The organism is Jeotgalibacillus campisalis, from assembly GCF_000829515.1.
In the GTDB taxonomy this organism is placed as follows: Bacteria; Bacillota; Bacilli; order Bacillales; family Jeotgalibacillaceae; genus Jeotgalibacillus; species Jeotgalibacillus campisalis.
This window is the reverse complement of record NZ_JXRR01000001.1, coordinates 103,301-122,076: the sequence shown is the minus strand read 5'-3', so window position 1 is coordinate 122,076 and position 18,776 is coordinate 103,301. Positions and strand designations below refer to the sequence as shown.

19 protein-coding genes and 1 riboswitch are annotated in these 18,776 nt (G+C 43.5%); of the genes, 6 read left to right on the top strand and 13 right to left on the bottom strand.

The genetic code is table 11. The features are described 5' to 3' along the window. Positions 1 to 107: 107 nt before the first annotated feature. Positions 108 to 215, top strand: a riboswitch (SAM riboswitch). 130 nt (positions 216 to 345) lie between these two features. Beyond that, positions 346 to 1,407: an LLM class flavin-dependent oxidoreductase gene (locus KR50_RS00580; RefSeq protein ID WP_041053572.1), complete on the top strand. Its 1,062-nt coding sequence runs from the start codon at positions 346 to 348 to the stop codon at positions 1,405 to 1,407. A gap of 22 nt (positions 1,408 to 1,429) precedes the next feature. Next, positions 1,430 to 2,395 (top strand): ATP-grasp domain-containing protein, encoded by a 966-nt coding sequence (locus KR50_RS00575; RefSeq protein WP_041053569.1) that lies wholly within the window; start codon positions 1,430 to 1,432, stop codon positions 2,393 to 2,395. Positions 2,396 to 2,442: 47 nt separating this feature from the next. On the opposite strand, the gene KR50_RS00570 is transcribed toward KR50_RS00575, so the two are convergent. Beyond that, on the bottom strand, positions 2,443 to 3,249 hold the full coding sequence (locus tag KR50_RS00570) for an alpha/beta fold hydrolase (protein WP_041053566.1): 807 nt from the start codon (positions 3,247 to 3,249) through the stop codon (positions 2,443 to 2,445). A 184-nt stretch (positions 3,250 to 3,433) separates the two neighbouring features. Between KR50_RS00570 and KR50_RS00565 the strand changes: the two genes are divergently transcribed. Together KR50_RS00565 and KR50_RS00560 are read left to right on the top strand one after the other, a co-directional pair. Next, a complete protein-coding gene (locus KR50_RS00565; RefSeq protein WP_052476704.1) occupies positions 3,434 to 3,754 on the top strand; it encodes an ArsR/SmtB family transcription factor in 321 nt (106 codons plus the stop codon). Between the two features lie 173 nt (positions 3,755 to 3,927). After that, positions 3,928 to 4,671, top strand: coding sequence for a permease (locus KR50_RS00560; protein ID WP_408606135.1), 744 nt, complete (start codon positions 3,928 to 3,930; stop codon positions 4,669 to 4,671). Positions 4,672 to 5,325: 654 nt separating this feature from the next. On the opposite strand, the gene KR50_RS00555 is transcribed toward KR50_RS00560, so the two are convergent. From KR50_RS00555 to KR50_RS00525, 7 genes are all read right to left on the bottom strand, one after another. Next, positions 5,326 to 5,613 (bottom strand): hypothetical protein, encoded by a 288-nt coding sequence (locus KR50_RS00555; RefSeq protein ID WP_041053563.1) that lies wholly within the window; start codon positions 5,611 to 5,613, stop codon positions 5,326 to 5,328. Positions 5,614 to 5,627: 14 nt separating this feature from the next. Next, positions 5,628 to 6,056, bottom strand: coding sequence for a protein-tyrosine phosphatase family protein (locus tag KR50_RS00550; protein ID WP_041053561.1), 429 nt, complete (start codon positions 6,054 to 6,056; stop codon positions 5,628 to 5,630). 48 nt (positions 6,057 to 6,104) lie between these two features. Continuing rightward, positions 6,105 to 7,823, bottom strand: a complete 1,719-nt coding sequence (arsA, locus tag KR50_RS00545) for an arsenical pump-driving ATPase (protein ID WP_052476616.1) — start codon at positions 7,821 to 7,823, stop codon at positions 6,105 to 6,107. Between the two features lie 47 nt (positions 7,824 to 7,870). Continuing rightward, on the bottom strand, positions 7,871 to 8,230 hold the full coding sequence (arsD, locus tag KR50_RS00540; protein ID WP_041053558.1) for an arsenite efflux transporter metallochaperone ArsD: 360 nt from the start codon (positions 8,228 to 8,230) through the stop codon (positions 7,871 to 7,873). A gap of 111 nt (positions 8,231 to 8,341) precedes the next feature. Further along, entirely contained in the window at positions 8,342 to 8,761 is a 420-nt protein-coding gene (gene arsC, locus KR50_RS00535; RefSeq protein ID WP_041053555.1) for an arsenate reductase (thioredoxin), read from the bottom strand. Between the two features lie 52 nt (positions 8,762 to 8,813). Then, positions 8,814 to 10,112: an arsenic transporter gene (locus tag KR50_RS00530; RefSeq protein ID WP_041053552.1), complete on the bottom strand. Its 1,299-nt coding sequence runs from the start codon at positions 10,110 to 10,112 to the stop codon at positions 8,814 to 8,816. A 19-nt stretch (positions 10,113 to 10,131) separates the two neighbouring features. Continuing rightward, on the bottom strand, positions 10,132 to 10,476 hold the full coding sequence (locus KR50_RS00525; protein ID WP_041054408.1) for an ArsR/SmtB family transcription factor: 345 nt from the start codon (positions 10,474 to 10,476) through the stop codon (positions 10,132 to 10,134). Between the two features lie 189 nt (positions 10,477 to 10,665). Between KR50_RS00525 and proC the strand changes: the two genes are divergently transcribed. Next, positions 10,666 to 11,475 (top strand): pyrroline-5-carboxylate reductase, encoded by an 810-nt coding sequence (gene proC / locus KR50_RS00520; protein ID WP_041053549.1) that lies wholly within the window; start codon positions 10,666 to 10,668, stop codon positions 11,473 to 11,475. Positions 11,476 to 11,574: 99 nt separating this feature from the next. On the opposite strand, the gene KR50_RS00515 is transcribed toward proC, so the two are convergent. Both KR50_RS00515 and KR50_RS00510 read right to left on the bottom strand, forming a co-directional pair. Beyond that, a complete protein-coding gene (locus KR50_RS00515; RefSeq protein WP_041053546.1) occupies positions 11,575 to 13,101 on the bottom strand; it encodes an FAD-dependent oxidoreductase in 1,527 nt (508 codons plus the stop codon). Between the two features lie 260 nt (positions 13,102 to 13,361). Then, entirely contained in the window at positions 13,362 to 14,918 is a 1,557-nt protein-coding gene (locus tag KR50_RS00510; protein WP_041053544.1) for an ABC-F family ATP-binding cassette domain-containing protein, read from the bottom strand. A 184-nt stretch (positions 14,919 to 15,102) separates the two neighbouring features. Between KR50_RS00510 and KR50_RS00505 the strand changes: the two genes are divergently transcribed. Next, positions 15,103 to 15,663: an RNA polymerase sigma factor gene (locus tag KR50_RS00505; RefSeq protein WP_408606134.1), complete on the top strand. Its 561-nt coding sequence runs from the start codon at positions 15,103 to 15,105 to the stop codon at positions 15,661 to 15,663. Positions 15,664 to 15,789: 126 nt separating this feature from the next. Here KR50_RS00505 and KR50_RS00500 read toward each other — a convergent pair whose 3' ends face one another. From KR50_RS00500 to KR50_RS00490, 3 genes are read right to left on the bottom strand one after another with little or no spacing between them, the layout of a single operon-like run. Then, positions 15,790 to 16,548 carry an energy-coupling factor transporter transmembrane component T family protein gene (locus KR50_RS00500; RefSeq protein ID WP_041053539.1) on the bottom strand — a complete coding sequence of 253 codons (759 nt, stop codon included), beginning with the start codon at positions 16,546 to 16,548 and terminating at the stop codon, positions 15,790 to 15,792. Beyond that, a complete protein-coding gene (locus KR50_RS00495) occupies positions 16,529 to 18,202 on the bottom strand; it encodes an ABC transporter ATP-binding protein (protein WP_041053536.1) in 1,674 nt (557 codons plus the stop codon). The genes KR50_RS00500 and KR50_RS00495 overlap by 20 nt, the downstream gene beginning before the upstream one ends. After that, positions 18,186 to 18,776: an ECF transporter S component gene (locus KR50_RS00490; RefSeq protein WP_041053533.1), complete on the bottom strand. Its 591-nt coding sequence runs from the start codon at positions 18,774 to 18,776 to the stop codon at positions 18,186 to 18,188. The genes KR50_RS00495 and KR50_RS00490 overlap by 17 nt, the downstream gene beginning before the upstream one ends.

The following is an 18,776-nucleotide window of genomic DNA, read 5'->3' as shown; positions in this document are numbered from 1 at the left end:
GCCGTTTTTTGTTTGACTTTTTTCAGACTCGAAACAAATTTAGAGTTTCGAAAGACTTGACGAATAACCAAGTAATGTTATAGGATTAACGTAATAAAGTGAATATACTCTTATCAAGAGAGGCGGAGGGATTGGCCCTATGAAGCCCGGCAACCGCTGACGTCATGTCAGAAAGGTGCTACATCCAGCAGGAGAAATCTCCTGAAAGATAGGATAGAAGCAGACGTTAAAAAACTTCTTCCTGCCGGATGAAGTTTTTTTGTATTTCACTAAAGACAGATTACCGCCATAAAGTGATAAATAAAGATTTTACGAGTTTAGCATGTATAAGGGAGTGTATACGGGATGAAATATGGATTTTGGCTGCCGATTTTTGGCGGATGGCTTCGCAACGTGGAAGAAGAACAGATGCCGCCTACATTTGATTACGCAAAAAAAGTAGTACAGGCAGGAGAAAAACTTGGCTTCGATACAACCTTAATTGCGGAATTATATTTGAACGACATAAAGGGACCGGAACGCGATTCTCTTGAAGCTTGGTCAACAGCTGCCGGACTGGCTGCTGTAACGGACAAAATGGAAATTATGACTGCGATCCGTCCGGGGTTCCACAACCCGGCTGTTGCAGCGAAAATGGCAGCCAATATTGATCATATTTCCAATGGGCGTTTTACCCTCAACGTTGTTTCTGCGTGGTGGGCAGAAGAAGCTAGGCAATATGGAGGCGTCTTTACCGAGCATGATGAGCGCTATGATCGTACGGAAGAGTTTCTCGAAGTAATGAAGGGTCTATGGACAGAAGACACATTCAGCTATAAAGGGAAATTTTATGAGATTGAAAATACAAAGCTGGAGCCGAAACCGGTTCAGCGGCCGAATCCTATTTTATATGCCGGCGGTGAAAGTCCGCGCGGAAAAGAAACGATTGTGGAGCACTGCGATGCCTATGTAATGCATGGGGGGACTTTGGAAGAAATAGAAACAAAGATTGCAGATATGAAGCAACGCAGGGCAGCGGCTGAAAAAAATCCGTTTCAATCCTTTGGAATGGCAGCTTATATCGTATGCCGCGATACAGAAGCAGAAGTGCAGGAGGAAATGGCACGGATTACGGATGTGAAGGACGTCAGCGGCTATGCCGGCTATAATGACTTTGTCAGTAAATCGCAGCTTGAACAGCAAATTGAACTGATGGATTATTCCGTATCGAATAGAGGGCTGCGTCCCAATTTAATCGGTACACCTGAACAAATTGCAGACCGAATTGTGGCATTTGAGCAGGCAGGGCTGGATTTGCTTCTGCTTCAATTTTCGCCGCAACTTGAAGAAATGGAACGTTTTTCTGAAAAAGTTATGCCATTAGTAGAAGAAAAACGTAGAAAGTTAGCTCAATTAGAACAGCGCTAAGAATGAGTCAGGAGGATTTGAAATGAGTAAAATTTACGTATTGCATGAAAATGATGAGTGGACCATTCACTTAACGAAACGTTTAGATGAGCTTTATTTGCCTTATGAAGTATGGCATTTAAATGAAGGGCTCGTTGATTTAACGGAAGAACCGCCTGAAGGCGTATTTTACAGCCGGATGAGTGCATCTTCTCATACAAGAGGAAACCGCTATGCACCTGAATTCACCGAAACCGTTTTAGCATGGCTTGAACGGCACGGAAGAAAAGTATTTAATGGCACGCGTGCCCTGCGGCTTGAAGTAAGCAAAGTAAACCAGTACACAGCACTTCACGGTGTTGGCATTCAAACACCTAAAACAATCGCGGCAGCCGGTAAAAAACAGATTATAGAAGCGGCAGAAAAAATGGGGGAGAAATCCTTCATCACGAAGCATAACCGTGCTGGCAAAGGGCTGGGTGTGCAGTTGTTTCATTCTATCGACAGCTTAAAGCAGTACATTGAAGGGGATGACTTTGAAGAGCCCGTCGATGGAATTACGTTGATTCAGCAATACATTCAATCGCCTGAACCGTATATTACCCGTTGTGAATTTGTAGGAGGGAAATTTGTGTATGCCGTTCAAGTCGATACCTCTGAAGGATTTGAACTTTGTCCTGCAGATGCCTGCCAGCTGGGAGATCAATTCTGCCCTGCAGATGGTGGAGAAGAAGAGGAAAAAGCGAAATTTCAGATCGTGGAGAATTTCCAGGACCCAATTATCGCAGCCTATGAAAAATTTCTCTTAGACAATCAAATCGCTGTAGCGGGAATTGAATTTATTCGCGATGAAAACGGAATTATTTATACGTACGATATAAACACGAATACAAACTACAATGCAGATGCCGAGGCTAAATACGGCAAATACGGTATGCTTGAGCTTGCAGTATTTTTAGAACAAGAGCTCAACAAACTGGGCCATATTCCGGCGCTGAGCAGAAGTTAATATCCTCTATCGCAAAAAAGCTCTCCTTCAAGGAGAGCTTTTTTGCGCTATCTTTTTAAAAACCTGATCATCTCATTGTTGGTTTTTTCTTTTTCTTCAAAGACAAAGCCGTGACCGCTGTTTTCTATTTTTATCAGTTCTGCATCAGCCAGGTGCTCTGCAAGATAGAGAGAAAAATCAAGTGGACAGATTTCATCTTCAGTGCCATGGAGTAAGAGTGTGGGCACCGTAATGCCTGGAAGATCCTCAAGGCCGTCTTCATCACGCAAAGCTAGTGCAGATTGAATCGTACCATGAGCCGAGGCTTCGAGGCCTAATGATCCGAACCATTGCTTGAAAGGATCTGAAGGCTCCTGATGGAAAAACTGTTTGCCGAACTCAGCAAGGAAAGCAGGGCGATCCTCCTGGATGCTTGCGATCATGCCGTCAATTTCTGATGCTTCGATGCCGTAAGGGAAATGATCCGTTTTCGTGAATCTGGGAGCAGCAGGGGCAAGAAGCATTAATTTGCTGACCTTAAACTCCTTGTGCCGGTTCATGTAACGTGCAGCAATTGGACCACCCATAGAAAAACCTGCAAGTACAATGTTTTCAAGCTGCAGATGTTCAACTACAGCTTTAACATCATCTGCTTTTCGATCATAATCATATCCGGAAGCAGGGCGATCTGATTGACCATACCCCCTCAAATCGATCCCGATAAAACGATAGCCTTGCTTTACGAGCTCAGTAGACTGGTATTCAAACATTTTATGGTTTACCGGCCAGCCGTGAAGAAAAACAACAGGCTGTCCTTCGCCAATGTCTTCAACAAATAATTTTACGCCAGTTTCCACTTCAATAAAGTGTCCCATATAAATTCCTCCTTAAAACCTTGATTTCGAGATAGTTATGATATACCCACTTTAAATAAAAATAGTCATTTTTACCATTACACTTATAGAACAAGTTTTTTTGATTAATTAATTGACAGAGTCCAAAACGAAGAATAGAATGTATATATCAAATAAAATTGATTTAAAAGGAGGAAAAGAGTTGATAAGAGATAGTGTATTAAAGCCGGATGCAGCAACCTTTCAGTTGTTTGAAAAAAAATTCAAGGCCCTCGCAGATGAAAAACGGCTGTACATTCTCCATTTAGTTCAGAAGCATGATTCAGTTTGTGTGTGTGATCTGGCGGAGATGATTGACATGCCGCAGTCGAAACTTTCCTACCATCTTAAACAGTTGCTTGATGCCCAATTTGTGACCGTTGAGAAAAAGGGGACATGGAATTACTATTCGATTAATGATGAAGAATTAAATGGAGTTCTTTCTGATCAACTTTGTTGTCTATTCCGTAATGAAGATAAATGCTAAGCATTTATCCGGCTTAAACATCAATTTTTTTTGATCTATAGATCAAATTATTTTGTTTTAAAAGGGGGAAGCGGGATAGAAACAGTGAAGTCATTTTTTTGGATTGCACTTGAGTTAACCGCATTATTCATTTTTTACAGGCGTGGATTCCTTATTCGAAGGTGGAAACTAGTTTGCGCAAGGGGACGAAAATAAAAGGAGCGATTTTGGCAGTATTTTTTGCTTTTGTTACGCCTTTTTGTTCCTGTTCAACAATTCCGGTCGTGGTTAATATGCTTAAAAACAAAGTGCCATTTGGACTGACGATGATTTTTTTATTTGCTTCTCCCGTTTTAGATCCAACCATTTTAACGGTAATGGGTGTTATTTTAGGTTGGAAGGTTACCGCCATATATGTGGCGGTTACAACGGTATTTTCCATAGGAATTGGATTTGCGCTGGAGAAATTCAAATTTGAACGATATGTGAAGGAAGTGGTAATGGAGGGGGACAGACCGAAAAAGCAGATGAAATGGGACTTTAAAGGGTCTGTAACCGAAACAAAAAAAGTCATGAAAACGGTGTTTCCGTTTTTGTTGATTGGTGCTGCCATTGGCGCAGGCATCCATGGGCTCGTGCCAACAGAGATGATTGCCACTCATTTAGGGCATGATGCCTGGTGGCTGATTCCTATCGCTGCAATTGTAGGAATTCCCCTTTATATAAGGCTGTCGAGCATGATTCCAATCTCTCAAGTTCTGCTGGCTAAAGGAATGGCGCTTGGACCCATTATGGCACTTATGATCAGTTCAGCAGGTGCGAGCCTTCCTGAAGTTGTTTTATTAAAATCGATTTTTAAAATGCAGCTTGTTTTAATTTTTATTGCATCTGTATTAACCATGTCCACAGTGTCAGGTTTTGTATTTTACTTACTTTAGATGAAAGGAGTGAATTTCATTGATGAAAAAATTACTTGCTTTTTTTAAGCCGGCTAAGAAAAAGGATTGCTGTCAGGTGAAAATTGTTGAGAAAGAAGAGGAGAAGAAATAAAAATGGAAGGCGCTGAACGAGCGCCTTCCGCATTTCGAGATGTCTAGCTGCAGCGGGCTGGGGCTCGAGGTCACAAGCGCAGCACTGACCAAAGGCAAATTGCCGCCTTTTGTCAGCACTTCGCTTGTGCTTGTCGCCCCAAAGCGCCCGCTTCCGCATTTCGGGATGTCCAGCTCCAGGCGCTAGCTGCTCGAGGTCATAAGTCACAGCAATCAAGTGGATAAAGGGCGTCCACTCGCTTGCCGCGTCTTATGCTTGTCGCAGCTGGGCGAGCGCCTTCCGCATTTCGGGTTGTCTAGCTGCAGCGGGCTGGGGCTCGAGGTCATAAGTCACGGGAATCAAGTGGACAAAGGGCGTCCACTCGCTCCCCGCGTCTTATGCTTGTCGCCCCAAAGCGCCCGCTTCCGCATTTCGGGTTGTCCAGCTGCAGCGGGCTGGGGCTCGAGGTCACAAGCGCAGCACTGACCAAAGGCAAATTGCCGCCTTTTGTCAGCACTTCGCTTGTGCTTGTCGCCCCAAAGCGCCCGCTTTCGCATTTCTGGTTAACAGCAGTCGTTTTCCGGCAGACCGGTCATGACGATTCCGCGTCCTTCTGGGGTGTCTTGGACGTCGAGTGTGATGTTTTCTGCCAGGATAAGGACTTGGGGGTCGATGGCGACTGAGATGCTGTTGACGTTTTGGATGATGTCATTTTCTTCAGGTGCATCGAGTGCGAGTCCGAGTTGAGGGGCGCCGCAGCCCTGCCCTGCAAAGTAAACACGTACGTTTTCTGCTTCGTGCTGTTGAAATAGTTGTTGGAATGCTTCTCGCGCTGTATCGGTGATGATCATATAAAATCGCTCCTTTATGCGTTAGTTGGGTAGAGACGTCTTAGAACGTCTATCATTTCGGGCTTGGGGGAAATCGCAGGGCGAATGGCCTTTGCTTTTTCTACCGCGTCATCTACAGTAGAGGCTTTTTTATATTCTAACAGTAAGGCAGCTGCAAGTGTACCGGTTCGGTTTTTGCCGCCGCTGCAATGGAAGTAGACTTTTTTCTTTTCATCGACTGCTTCTTTTACTTTTTCTACTGCCTGTTTTACCGACTCATCCTGGTGAGCTGCATCATCCGTAATCGGCAAATGCACTCTGTTGGCAGGGGTGTTGGTTTCCTGATTTTCAGAACGAAGGTCAAAGATGATGTCAATTTGTTCATTTGTGTTTGCTTCAACTGCGTCATTTGCTCCGCCAATCCAAATGTGCTGATCTAAAAGCGGCTGGTAGTTTTTTGTCATTTATAAAATCCTCTCTTTTGTAAAATGGAATGGGCTATAGCTTTGTTGTTAAATATGCCATGGAATCAGAACGGTTTCATTGGCTAATTTTCTTTGAACAGTGTCGATCCATTTTATTTCTTCGGTTGCCCTGTTAGCCAAAACAGGCTCTTTGGAATCGGCTGCAAATAGAGATTGGTTAATCAGCCACCATGAAGGGACAATTCTGGCTCGTTTTAGATCTTCTTGCAGACGGGACGCTTCAAGGACAGGGGTTGCTTCTGCTAATGTCACAATCGCAATGCTCGTTTGAAGCGGATCGCGTAAGGTAGGAAGAAGCTGTTTAATACTGTCCGGCGTTTTTTGGCCGTTCATGCGTTCTACTTCTTTATGATAGGATTGCGCTGCATCTAACAAGAGCAGGGTATGCCCGGTAGGAGCGGTATCGATTACGACAAAGTCATGCACTGATTGAGCAACGATGGAAGCAAAAGCTTGAAAAACTGCTATTTCTTCTGTACAAGGTGAACGCAGATCTTCTTCTAAATACTCACGCTCTGAATCAGAAAGTTCAGCAGCCTCGGTCAACACCTGGTTCGTGTAGCGCTCCACTTCTTTTTTAGGATCAATGCTGCTGACATGTAAATTAGCGGCATTTGCTACTACGCCAGAAAGATGATCGGCGGGATCTGTTGTCGTTAAATGGACAGAATGACCCTTTTCAGAAAGTTTTGCTGCAATGCTCGCAGCCATTGATGTTTTACCCACACCGCCTTTTCCCATTGTCATAATGACGCGTTGATTTTTTGCAATTAAAGAGTCAACATAATCATCAATTGAATGAACAGGAGCAGGTAAAGATGGTGTTTCATTTTGTAAGCCAAGTTCTTCCTGTTGCAATGAAAACCATGTCCGCAGTGATTCAATACCCGTCAACGAATGGGAAACAAAAGGGAGTATGGAAATGGATTTAGATGAATTTTCATCAATCTTGCTCACCGCGTCCTGCTGCCGATTATAGAACGCTTTGGCCACAGCGTCATCTGTTTTAAGCGCTTCAAGCCAGCCGTTGATAATAAGATGCTGATTAACCATTCCAATTTCAAGCAGCTCATTTGCTGCCCGTTGTGCTTCTGCTATAGCGGATGATTCCGGCCGGGTAACTAGCATAAGCTGTGTTTTTTCAGGGTCAGAAAGTGCCTTCATGCTCTCGCTGTAGGCTGTCTTCTTTTCCTGCAAGCCTGATAAGGGACCTAAGCAGGAAGCTCCGTGTGTACTTGAAGTTAAATAGGAGCTCCAAGCGGTCGGAAGCTGCAGCAAACGAAGTGTATGGCCTGTTGGTGCAGTATCGAATAAAATATGATCGTATTGAGAGGTAACGGAAGTATCCACAAGCAGCGTTGTAAATTCATCAAAGGCGGCAATTTCAACTGTGCAGGCACCGGATAATTGCTCTTCCATAGAAGCAACTGCATCATCAGGCAATACTCCCCTGTAAGGGCCGACCATCTTTTCGCGGTACATTCTGGCTGCTTCCTCAGGGTCAATATTGCAAGCATATAACCCTTCAACAGCTGGAACCGCCTTTGGATCGCGCTGTACATTGAATTCCAGTACATCCTGCAGGTTAGAAGCGGGGTCTGTACTGACTAATAGGACATTCTTTCCCTGATCAGCAAGTGAAATCGCGGTGGCACAAGCTGTAGATGTTTTTCCAACCCCGCCTTTTCCTGTGAAAAATAAAAAGGGAGTTAATGCTTCAGGGGAAGGGTTAAATCGTTCAAACATACTAAATGGCACCTCCCATAAGTTCTTTAAAATGCATAACACTCATCTTAGATTGATTTTAAATCGATTTTAAGCTTTGGTTTTTTTGTTTCAAGCTGCTGAGGATCAATGGAAAAATAGGTAGCCAGCTCTTGATTTGACGGGTAGTCTCCGGTCGTTTGCAAATGACCGTTGAAGAAAACAAATGGCAGCGCGTCTGCACCTTCTGTCTTTAAAAGCTCTTTCACTTGTTCATTTTGAACAAATTCAGCAGGATCGTTTGCCAAATTATATCTTTTTACTTCTACACCTTCTGCTTCGAGCTTGTGCAAGGCTGATGCGATTCGAGTAAGTTCGGGATCTACAGAGGGCCCGCATACACCTGTACTGCAGCACATGGCAGGATCAAAAATAGTAATTGATGACATAAAATAGCCTCCTTTTAGCGTAATAGCCAGGTCACCTGGAACGATGGTTCGTCTCAGTGATCTGGCTATGTAGAATGAATTTGTTAAGTGAATGAACGCTTGCCTTAACTATTATTTTCCAGTTTCAGCAAATTGCTTGATTCGAGCGCCGATTTGATCACGAACATCCTGGAACACTTTCCATTTTTCTTCTTCCGTTCCTTCTGCTTTTGCAGGGTCATCAAATCCCCAATGCTCACGCTTGATATGAGGAGGCGTCACCGGGCAGTGATCTGCCGCATGACCGCAAAGTGTGACAACGAAGTCAGCATTATTCAAAATGTCAGGATCAATTGTATCGGATGTTTGGTTTGAAATATTGATACCGACTTCATTCATTGCTTTAACTGCATTTGGATTTAGTCCATGTGCTTCAAGTCCTGCACTTAGCACATTCCACTCATCGCTTAAATACTCTTTTCCAAACCCTTCAGCCATTTGGCTTCTGCAGGAATTTCCTGTGCATAGAAAGTAAAGTGTTTTTTTCGTCATAATAAACGCTCCTTTGATTTTTAAGTTTTTTTATGATTGTGTTTGCCTGTTTTTATAAAATAATGATCAGCCATAAATAGAGACCTACTAAGGTAATAAACAGCGTAGGAATCGTTAAAATAATTCCGACTTTAAAATAGTATCCCCAGCTTATCGTAAAGCCTTTTTTGCTTAATACATGAAGCCATAAAAGAGTAGCCAGTGAGCCGATTGGTGTGATTTTCGGACCCAGGTCAGAACCGATCACATTGGCATAGATAAGCGCCTCACGGACAGCACCTGTTGTATTCGTCTCCTGAATCGCAAGTGCATCGATCATAACAGTAGGCATGTTATTCATGACGGATGAAAGGATGGCCGCGATAAAGCCCATTGAAATCGTAGCGGCAAATAATCCCTGATCGGCTGCTGTTTGAATTACATCTGCCAAAACACTCGTAAGACCGACATTGCTCAGTCCAAAAACGACGACGTACATACCGATGGAGAAAAAGACAATCGCCCACGGTGCATCTTTCACAACCGTTTTTGTATTGACGGCAGGGCTGCGGCGGGCGATGAGTAGAAACACAATGGCAATCGTTCCTGCTACGAAAGAAACAGGAATGCCAATGAACTCGCTCGCAAAATAGCCAACCAGCAGTACGGCAAGAACTCCCCATGATAAACGGAACATTTTTGCATCCTTCACTGCATCAACCGGCTTTCTAAGCTGGCTCATATCATAATTTTCAGGAATGCTTTTACGGAAAAACAGCCAGAGTACAAGCAGACTGGCGCCAATTGAAAAGAAGTTAGGAATAATCATGCGGCTTGCATATTCCGCAAATCCGATCCCAAATACATCGGCAGAAACGATATTCACCAGATTACTGACGACTAAGGGAAGGGAAGCAGTATCGGCAATAAAACCGCTCGCCATAATAAACGGAAGAATCATCGCTTCTTTAAAATTAAGATTTCGCACCATTGCAAGTACGATCGGCGTTAAAATCAGTGCTGCTCCATCGTTTGCGAAAAAAGCTGCTACTAATGCGCCGAGAAGCGTTACATACACAAACATTTTGATCCCGCTGCCTTTTGCAAATCGGGCCATATGAAGAGCAGCCCATTCAAAAAATCCAATTTCATCTAGAATGAGAGAAATAATAATCAGTGCAACAAATGTTAAGGTTGCATTCCATACAATGGAAGTTACTTCTACAACATCCTGAGTAGAAACAACACCCAGCATCAGGGCAATTAGAGCGCCGCCGCAGGCAGACCAGCCGATGCCGAGACCCTTTGGCTGCCAGATAACAAGCGTTAAGGTAAGTAAAAATATAATGACAGCTAAACTGACTTCTAACACGTGCTACAACTCCTTTGGGTTAATCGCAGGAAATTCTTTTCCCTTTTTGAATTAATTCTTCTAGATGGTGATCTTGAACGGGGAGAAGGTGCAGAACGCTTTTTACCATGTCATATCCTTCAAAGTCTTCGTTTAGAGAATACATGATCCACTGTCCGTGCCGCTTTTCTTTAATCATGCCAATGTCCTTCATTTTACGGACGTGCTGGCTGATGGATGGCTGACTCATGTTAAAGATCTCGACAAATTCGCATACACAGCAATCATGATCTGTTAAAATACGAAGCATGGTCAATCGCGTTTTATCTCCCATGAGCTTTAAAGCCATGGCTGCTTTATCAATTGTAAGAGCTTCTTTTGCAATCAACTTCCTTCACCTCCGAATATCCTTTATTCTAACCAGTTATTAGTATATAGGCATATGCTTATATGCGCAACTCGTTTTATTCTATTTTACAAAGTCTTTACAAAGGATAAGAATCTCATTCGCTTTTTCTTAGCGTTTCTTATATGATTTAGAAGATTATTTTGCTGTATCGGAGGAGGCTGTCCATTGAATAAGAAAATTGGCTTTATTGGATGCGGAAAGATGGCACAAGCGATGATCGCCGGAATAGTCCGATCTGAGTTAATTGCACCGGACAAGATTATCGTCAGTTCACGAACCAATGAGACGCTTGAACATGCTGCTATGAAGTACGGAGTGCGCCCTGCACAAACGAATCAGCAGGCTGCACGGGAAGCAGATATTCTGTTTCTTGGCATCACACCTGATCTTCATCGGACGATTATAGAGGAAATAAAAGAAAGCATTCAAGAGCATACGGTGATTGTGACAATCGCAGCGGGGCTCTCGACAAGTAAAATCGTTGAACTGTTCAGCAAGAATGTAAAAGTTGTCAGAAGCATGCCCAATACACCCTCATTAGCAGGTGCTGGGATGAGTGCGCTATGTGCAAATGAATGGGTCACGAGCGGGGAGCTTGACGCTGTAATGGAACTTTTTCAGTCTTTTGGAAAAGTTGAAGTGATCTCAGAAGCACTTATGGATGCGATCCCTGCAATAAGCGGATCCTCTCCAGCCTATGTTTATATGATGATTGAAGCAATGGCTGACGGCGGGGTGAAGCAGGGCCTAAAACGTGACCAGGCCTACCGTCTTGCAGCTCAGGCAGTTTACGGAGCGGCAAAAATGGTCCTTGATACGAATCTTCATCCTGGAATTTTAAAGGATCAGGTATGTTCACCGGGAGGCGCAACGATAGAAGCAGTCTCTGCACTTGAAAAAGAAGGCTTTCGAAGTGCCATTTTACATGCTATGGAAAGCTGCACTGATAAAGTAAAGGATCTCGGAAAAGATTGAAAAACGAAAAAGACTGCTCTTTAAACCAGCTATTGAAGTGGTTTTTAGAACAGTCTTTTTTGTTAGGGAACATATTTAATGAAAAGCTAATTAATACAATTAGTTGGATTCATCTGTTTTTATCACTTTTAACGGTTTCAGAGCTGGTCCGTTCAGCACTTCTCCATCAACAGCAAATCTCGAACCGTGGCACGGGCAGTCCCATGAATTTTCACTATCATTCCATTTACATTCACAGCCCAGATGCGTACAAGTAGGATCTACTGCGAACACTTTCCCGTGTTCATCGCGGTAAGCGCCAATTGTTTTTCCTTCCCACTTGACAGCGCCGCCTTTTCCTTCTGCAAGCTGAGCAAGCTCAATAGATGGAGATTCGAGCTTTCCTTTTACAAATTGAACAGCTGTGTCTGTATTTAAAGTGGCAGCTTGTTTGATAGAAGGATCTGCTTTAAAGCGGTTTGGATCATATAAATCAGCGGATGAATTAGGAACACCAAGAATTCGTTCGCTAAGTAAATGAGCAGCCATCGTTCCCTGGGTCATTCCCCATTTACGGTAACCCGTGGCAACGAGAACACGCGGGTGGCGATTGGTGAGAGGACCGATATAAGGCAGCTTATCTAATGTGATATTGTCCTGAGCAGACCATTCATACGTAAAATCAACCGGACCGATTTGAGCATGGGTAAACTCTTTTAAGTTTTGTGCGTGCTGCTCATGCTGACCGCCCTGGCCGGATTTATGTCCATCTCCTCCGATCATGATGCCGCGTGACCCATCATGCTGATAAAAGCGGATGGAGCGGGATGGGGAGTCAAGGGAGAGATACATGCCTCCTGGATCTTCGCCTTCCCATTTTCCTGAAACAATGTATGAGCGCTCTACTTCCAGGCGTGCAAAATACAGACCCGCTCCATCCCAAAATGGATAGCTTGTAGCGATGACGACATGCTGACAGGAGAGGGCATGGCCGCTTTCCATCGTTACCTGAAGATCCTCGCCTTCTTTAATATCCACCGCTTTAGTCTGCTCATGGATCCGGCCGCCCATTGAAACGATCTCCTTTGCCATATGAGCTAAATAACGGATCGGGTGAAACTGAGCCTGATCAGGCATGATAAGTGCGCCTTTACAGGGGATATCAAATGGAAGAGTGGAAGCAGTCCGGAAAGGGATGTCCAATTCTTCATATGCTTTTTGTTCCTTAAGCAGCTGTTTTAACGATTCATTGGAAGTCGCATAAATCCAGGAGTCATGATCTTCAAAGTCACAATCCCAATTGTTCTGTTTTACAATTTGTCTCATCCAGTTCAGTGCCTGCTGATTTTGGTCAAAAAACTGTCTTGCCCCATCTCTGCCAAAATGCTGCAGGAGCTCGTCATAGATTGCCCCATGCTGAGATGTGATCTTTGCGGTCGTGTAACGGGTTGTTCCGGACAAAAGCTCACTTGCTTCTACAAGTGTAACTCTCAATCCTTTTTGACAGAGAAGATAAGCTGTTGTCAGCCCTGTAATTCCTCCGCCCACTACCACTACGTCAGTTTGTCTGCTTTCATCGAGTACAGGGAAATCAGGGACTTCCGCCGAGTCACGCCAATACGCTTCACGTTCATGATTTGTTTTCATAGATAGACAACCTTTCTTCGTTTAGTCATGTACTAGTATGGTTAATTTTTGAAGTTCTATCATTCCATACCCCAGTATTCCCTAATTACTCGTTTTACTGACAGAGTAAAGAAGAAAAAAGCACATTGAGTTCTTACTAAAGGAAGAAAGCTGTGTGTTTCTAAAAAAAACATCTCTCATAGGATTTAAAAAATCTTGAGCCTGCCCTATGAAAGCAAAAAAGAATGAACAGCAAATTATCGCTGTTCATTCTTTTTTTTCTATTCGTTTGCATTCATTGCCCATTCCTCAACGTTCCACGTAGTCGTCGCCCAATCCTCATAAAAATCAGGTTCATGGCAGACAAGCACGATCGTTCCTTTATATTCTTTTAATGCGCGTTTAAGTTCTTCCTTAGCTGTAACGTCCAAGTGGTTGGTCGGCTCGTCAAAAAGCAGCCAGTTGCTTTCATGCATCATCAGTTTGCATAGGCGTACCTTTGCTTGTTCACCGCCGCTTAGCTGGCTCATTTGCCGTGTAATATGCTCATTTTTCAGACCGCAGCGGGCAAGTGCAGCCCGGACCTGATTTTGCTCCATAGAAGGGAATTCGGTCCATACATCTTCTATTGGGGTAATTGACTTGGCTTTAAGTTCCTGCTCAAAATAGGAAGGGAAAAGGAAGTCGCCATGAATGACTTTACCGCCAATAGGACTGATTTTCCCCATAATGGTTTTTAAAAGCGTGGATTTTCCGACGCCGTTTGCACCGACAACGGCTATTTTTTCTCCCCGTTCAATGGTTAGATCAATTTTTGGCATAAGCGGACGATCATAGCCGATTTCAAGGTTTTCTGCCTCGATCACGTACCGGCTGCTTCCGCGTGCTTCTTTAAAATCAAAGGTAGGCTTTGCTGCTGTTTCAGGACGATCAATGCGCTCAATTCGATCCAGCTGTTTTTGACGGCTCTTTGCACGGCCTGTAGTCGAGTAGCGTGCTTTATTTTTTGCAATAAAGCTCTCCTGCTTTTTAATAAATTCCTGCTGCTTCTCGTAAGCATTTATATGCTGATTTTTATTCAATTCAGCAAGCTCCAGGAACTTCTCATAGGTGGCGGTATACCGGTTCATTTTCGCAAATTCAAGATGAAGAATAATGTCCACAACACCATTCATAAAAGAAGTATCATGTGAAATTAGTAAAAACGCATGCGGGTATTCCCTTAAATACATCGAAAGCCAATGAATATGCTCGACATCAAGGTAATTTGTCGGCTCATCTAAGAGAAGCACTTTAGGTTTTTCAAGCAATAGTTTCGCTAAAAGGACCTTTGTCCGCTGTCCGCCGCTGAGTGCAGCCACATCCCTATCCAGACCGATAGCATCTAGCCCAAGTCCTTTTGCCACTTCTTCAATTTTAATATCAAGCGTATAAAAATCACCCGCATCCAGCGCATCTTGAATAGCAGACATATCATTCAATAGCTGTTCAAGTTCTTCCGGAGAGGCATCAGCCATTTTCGATGTAATCTCATTCAGCTCTTCTTCTTTTTTATATAATGGAAGATAAGCGTCACGAAGAGTATCTCTCATGCTTCTGCCAGGGGTTAATCGGGTATGCTGATCTAGGTACCCAAAGTGAGTACCTGGGAGCCACTCAACCTTCCCTTCATCGTGTATTAGTTCACCTGTAAGAATACTCATCAGAGTTGATTTTCCAACACCGTTAGCACCGACAAGTCCCATATGCTCTCCTTCTAAGAGGCGGAAAGAAACATCTTTGAATAGGGTCCTATCGCCAAAGGTATGCCCTACTTTTACTACATTTAACAAACTCATTTTTAAACCATTCCTCCGAACTATCATAATCTCTTTACATCATACGGCATTTTGCGTCTTCATCCTAGTATATTCATTCGGAAGATAAGGAACTTTTACACAATGCTTCGGTAAGGGTTTTCATTTTGAGTTCATGGGGAATAGGACTTATAGTTCAGAAACTTAATAAGGAGGTATGGAGCATTTGACAGTTCAGGATATGGATTTGTACGATCGTATGGTGACAGGAGACCAGAAAGCATTTGAAAGTCTTTACACCAAGTACGAAAAATTAATTTACTCCTTCGCGTATCGCATGACCCAAAATCATTCAGCAGCAGAAGAAGTGGTGCAGGAAGTTTTTCTTAAGCTTTGGAAACAACATGCTCAATATATCGAAGGAAAAGGAAAATTCTCATCCTGGTTGTTAACCATCACAAGAAATTCCTCCATGGACCTTCTTTCGAAACAGACAAAGCACCAGCATGTTGAATACGGAGAACATGATTCACCGGCAGATACTGCATCTGCTCCTGAAGAGGTGGCAGAAAATAAAGAACAAAGCAGAATTATACAAAAAGCTGTCGCACACTTAAATAAGGAACAGCAGACTGTAATTCGATTACATTATTTAAATGGAATGTCGCATGAAAAAATATCCTCAGACACTGGAGTACCCCTTGGAACTGTTAAAAGCAGAATACGTCTTGCACTCAAACATTTAAAGTCCTCCCAAACCCTGAGACATGACTATCATTTTTCTTAAAAAGCTCGGGCAATAAAACAGTAAAATACACCAGAGAAAGTCTCATGAAAAGAGCTTCGTAAGGACATTTTCTCCTGCGTATCTTCTTTGATTATTGCCCCCTAGAAAAATAAATAAGCAGCCAGATTATTGTAAGATGGAAGAAACGGTAAACGAGACAATAAATAGTACCCCAATCATCGCAACAAAGACTGCATCCCGTTTTTGAAGAGGAATCTCCCGGTACCAGTGCGAACGGGGTTCGCCTGTAAACCCTCTCGATTCCATCGCAACGGCTGTTCGTTCGGCTTTTCGAATGGCGCTGGCTAAAAGAGGGATCACAAAACTCTTCCAGTGGGAGACACGTTCTTTTAATGTCTGAGGCCTGCCTACACCTCTGATTTGCTGGGCACGCTGCATAATTTGAAACTCATCCTTTATTAATGGAAGAAACTGATATCCAGCCATGATCCCGTATGCCAGACGAGTAGGGAGTTTTAATTGCTGCATTAAACTCAGCATAAATAATACGGGTTTGGTCGTCAGAACAAATAAGAGAGACAGAGCAGAAAAAACAATGACCCTCATCCCAAGACCCGCACTCCTCATCAAGGACTCTTCAGTTAAAATCAGCCAGCCCCATTCAAAAAGCATATGTTCTCCTTTTAGGAGCTCTTCATTTGGAAATAGCATAGCGGTCCAGACATATCCAATGGCCATAAAAAGGAATGGAGCAGTGAGCAGAGCCCAGGTTTTCCAGGAGATGGCGGACAGAAAAAAAGTGATAATCATCAGCCCAATCCAAAAAACAAAATAAAGTACAGGATCTAAAAACAAGGCCAACACGATGATGGTCATTAAGATTGTAAGAAGTTTAACAGAAGGATTAATTGAGTGAAGCCACATGATTATTCACTCCCATCGACTGGCGTAATTTTTCAGAAGGTGGAAGGGTAAGGCCGTGGCGATTAAGAGTATCTTCGCCGAGCTCCCAAAGGGCCTCAACAGCTCCCTCGAACTGAACCGTTCCATTGGACAGCAGCAGCGTCCGATCACAAATGGAATGAATGAGTTCCATATCATGTGTGACCAGCAGCGTCGTTTTCCCCTGCTTTTTTCTTTCAAGCAACATTTCCGTAAGGTTTTTCATAGATCCTGCATCCTGTCCATATGTGGGCTCATCCAACAAGAGAATATCCAGGTCGTCAATGGTCATACTGGCTACGCTCAGTCTTCTTTTTTGTCCCTGGCTGAGGGAAAGGGGATGGCGGTTTTGAAAACCATCTAACCGAATGGCTTTCAGCATAGCAAGCGTCCGTTGCTGGATCTGATTTGCAGGAAGTTTCTGAATTCTTAATCCGAAGCTCAGATCATCTTCAACGGTGTGCTCGACAAATTGATGCTCGGGATTCTGAAACACGTAGCCGATTTTTCTGCGTATTTCCTTGGGTGTGTAAGTACGGATCGGGCTTCCCTTAAGAAGAATTTCTCCGCCCGAAGGCGAATAGAGACCGGCCAGTAAAAGGGCGAGTGTACTTTTTCCTGCGCCGTTGTGTCCGCAAAATGCGACCGTTTCTCCTTTGAACAGCGTAAAGGTGATTTTCTTTAAAATCTGCTGATTTTCTGTTGAGAAAGAAATGTTTCTGAGCTCCATTAAAGCTGCAGTTATCTTATTTTTTCGATGTCCTGAATTCAACATGTTTACTAGACGGATTCGCTCAGAATCGGTAAGCTGCTTTATCCATTTATCTTCTTGAAGGTAAATCCTGCTATTTCCCTTTTGCAGCTCAATGTGAAGAGGGAGTGAAACGGTTAGCGCTTCAAATTGGGAAAGTCTATGGTTCAGTGCTTTTTCAAGCGGGAAATCCAGCGTGATTTTTCCCTTAGAATCTAACAAAATAACTCGGTTTATCCAGTCTGTCCATCCGTTTAAATCATGGTCGATGATGATCAGGGTTAAGCCGAGATTTTCTTTAAGGTGAGCCAGGGTTGTAATTAATTCAATCCTCGACAGTGGATCAATATTAGCGAACGGTTCATCCAGCAGGAGGATCTCTGTCTGCATTGCCAGCAGGCAGGCTAAGGCTACTCGCTGCTTCTGACCGCCTGACAATCGCTGAATGGTTCGTTTTTCAAATCCTTCAAGACCGGTCTGCAGCAAAGATAAAAGAATTCGTTCTTTCATTTCCTTTTTCGGCAGATGGAGGTTTTCCAATCCAAAAGCAATCTCTTCTTCAACCGTTGTCATGCAAAATTGACTTTCAGGATCTTGAAACATGACCCCTATTTTTTTGGAAATTTCTCCATCTTTCCATTTTGCCGAAGACGTACCAAACCATTCGATTTTTCCTTCGAGCACGCCGCTTCCATTGGAGGGGAGGATGCCGTTCATCAGCATTGTAACCGTACTTTTCCCGGCACCGCTTGGACCGGCGAGCAGCACCGTGTCACCGTCGTAAATCGAAAAGGATAAATCGGAAAGAACGGGGGCGAGTTCTTCCGCGTGTCTGTAGGTGACTTCTTTAAACTGGATAACTGGTGCGTTACGAGGCTCTGCCATAGGAAGCCTTCTTTTTATCCCGTGCGATGGCATAACTATTTAATACACCGGTTTGATACAAGCCGTCAGAAAGCCATTTTCCTAAAAGGCCGGCAAGAATTGCCCCGCTCGCAAGACGAATTACAAACATCAGTGTGACATAGGCGGGATCAAGTGCACCGTAGCCTGAGATGAAATACCCCCAAATAAAGCTTGTAACTGCTGATCCCATTCCTGCGAACATTAACACCCATAAACCCCAGCGTTTATATCGTGAAGCTGCAAATACCGCTTCTGCGCCAGCCCCTTGAATCATCGCAGAGATAATTAACATAGGTCCTACGGCATTTCCGATCAAAACCTCGATTATGCCTGCAATAGTTTCAGATAAAAAAGCAGCGCCCGGCTTACGCAATATATAGGCAGCAATAATGGAAACAATAAACCAAATACCAAAAATAAATTCATACCCAATCGGCCCCATGATGCCCACCATGATATTTCCTACCTGGAAAAATGCCAGATAAACAACGGCAAAGACTACAGCCAGGACAGATAACACAATGATTTCAGAAAGTCTCCATTTAGCGGTCAA

Coding starts and splice junctions, on each gene's coding strand:
- KR50_RS00580 (WP_041053572.1), top strand. CDS start 346: ATGAAATATGGATTTTGGCTGCCGATTTTTGGCGGATGGCTTCGCAAC.
- KR50_RS00575 (WP_041053569.1), top strand. CDS start 1,430: ATGAGTAAAATTTACGTATTGCATGAAAATGATGAGTGGACCATTCAC.
- KR50_RS00570 (WP_041053566.1), bottom strand. CDS start 3,249: ATGGGACACTTTATTGAAGTGGAAACTGGCGTAAAATTATTTGTTGAA.
- KR50_RS00555 (WP_041053563.1), bottom strand. CDS start 5,613: ATGATCATCACCGATACAGCGCGAGAAGCATTCCAACAACTATTTCAA.
- KR50_RS00550 (WP_041053561.1), bottom strand. CDS start 6,056: ATGACAAAAAACTACCAGCCGCTTTTAGATCAGCACATTTGGATTGGC.
- arsA (WP_052476616.1), bottom strand. CDS start 7,823: ATGTTTGAACGATTTAACCCTTCCCCTGAAGCATTAACTCCCTTTTTA.
- arsD (WP_041053558.1), bottom strand. CDS start 8,230: ATGTCATCAATTACTATTTTTGATCCTGCCATGTGCTGCAGTACAGGT.
- arsC (WP_041053555.1), bottom strand. CDS start 8,761: ATGACGAAAAAAACACTTTACTTTCTATGCACAGGAAATTCCTGCAGA.
- KR50_RS00515 (WP_041053546.1), bottom strand. CDS start 13,101: ATGAAAACAAATCATGAACGTGAAGCGTATTGGCGTGACTCGGCGGAA.
- KR50_RS00510 (WP_041053544.1), bottom strand. CDS start 14,918: ATGAGTTTGTTAAATGTAGTAAAAGTAGGGCATACCTTTGGCGATAGG.
- KR50_RS00500 (WP_041053539.1), bottom strand. CDS start 16,548: ATGTGGCTTCACTCAATTAATCCTTCTGTTAAACTTCTTACAATCTTA.
- KR50_RS00495 (WP_041053536.1), bottom strand. CDS start 18,202: ATGGCAGAGCCTCGTAACGCACCAGTTATCCAGTTTAAAGAAGTCACC.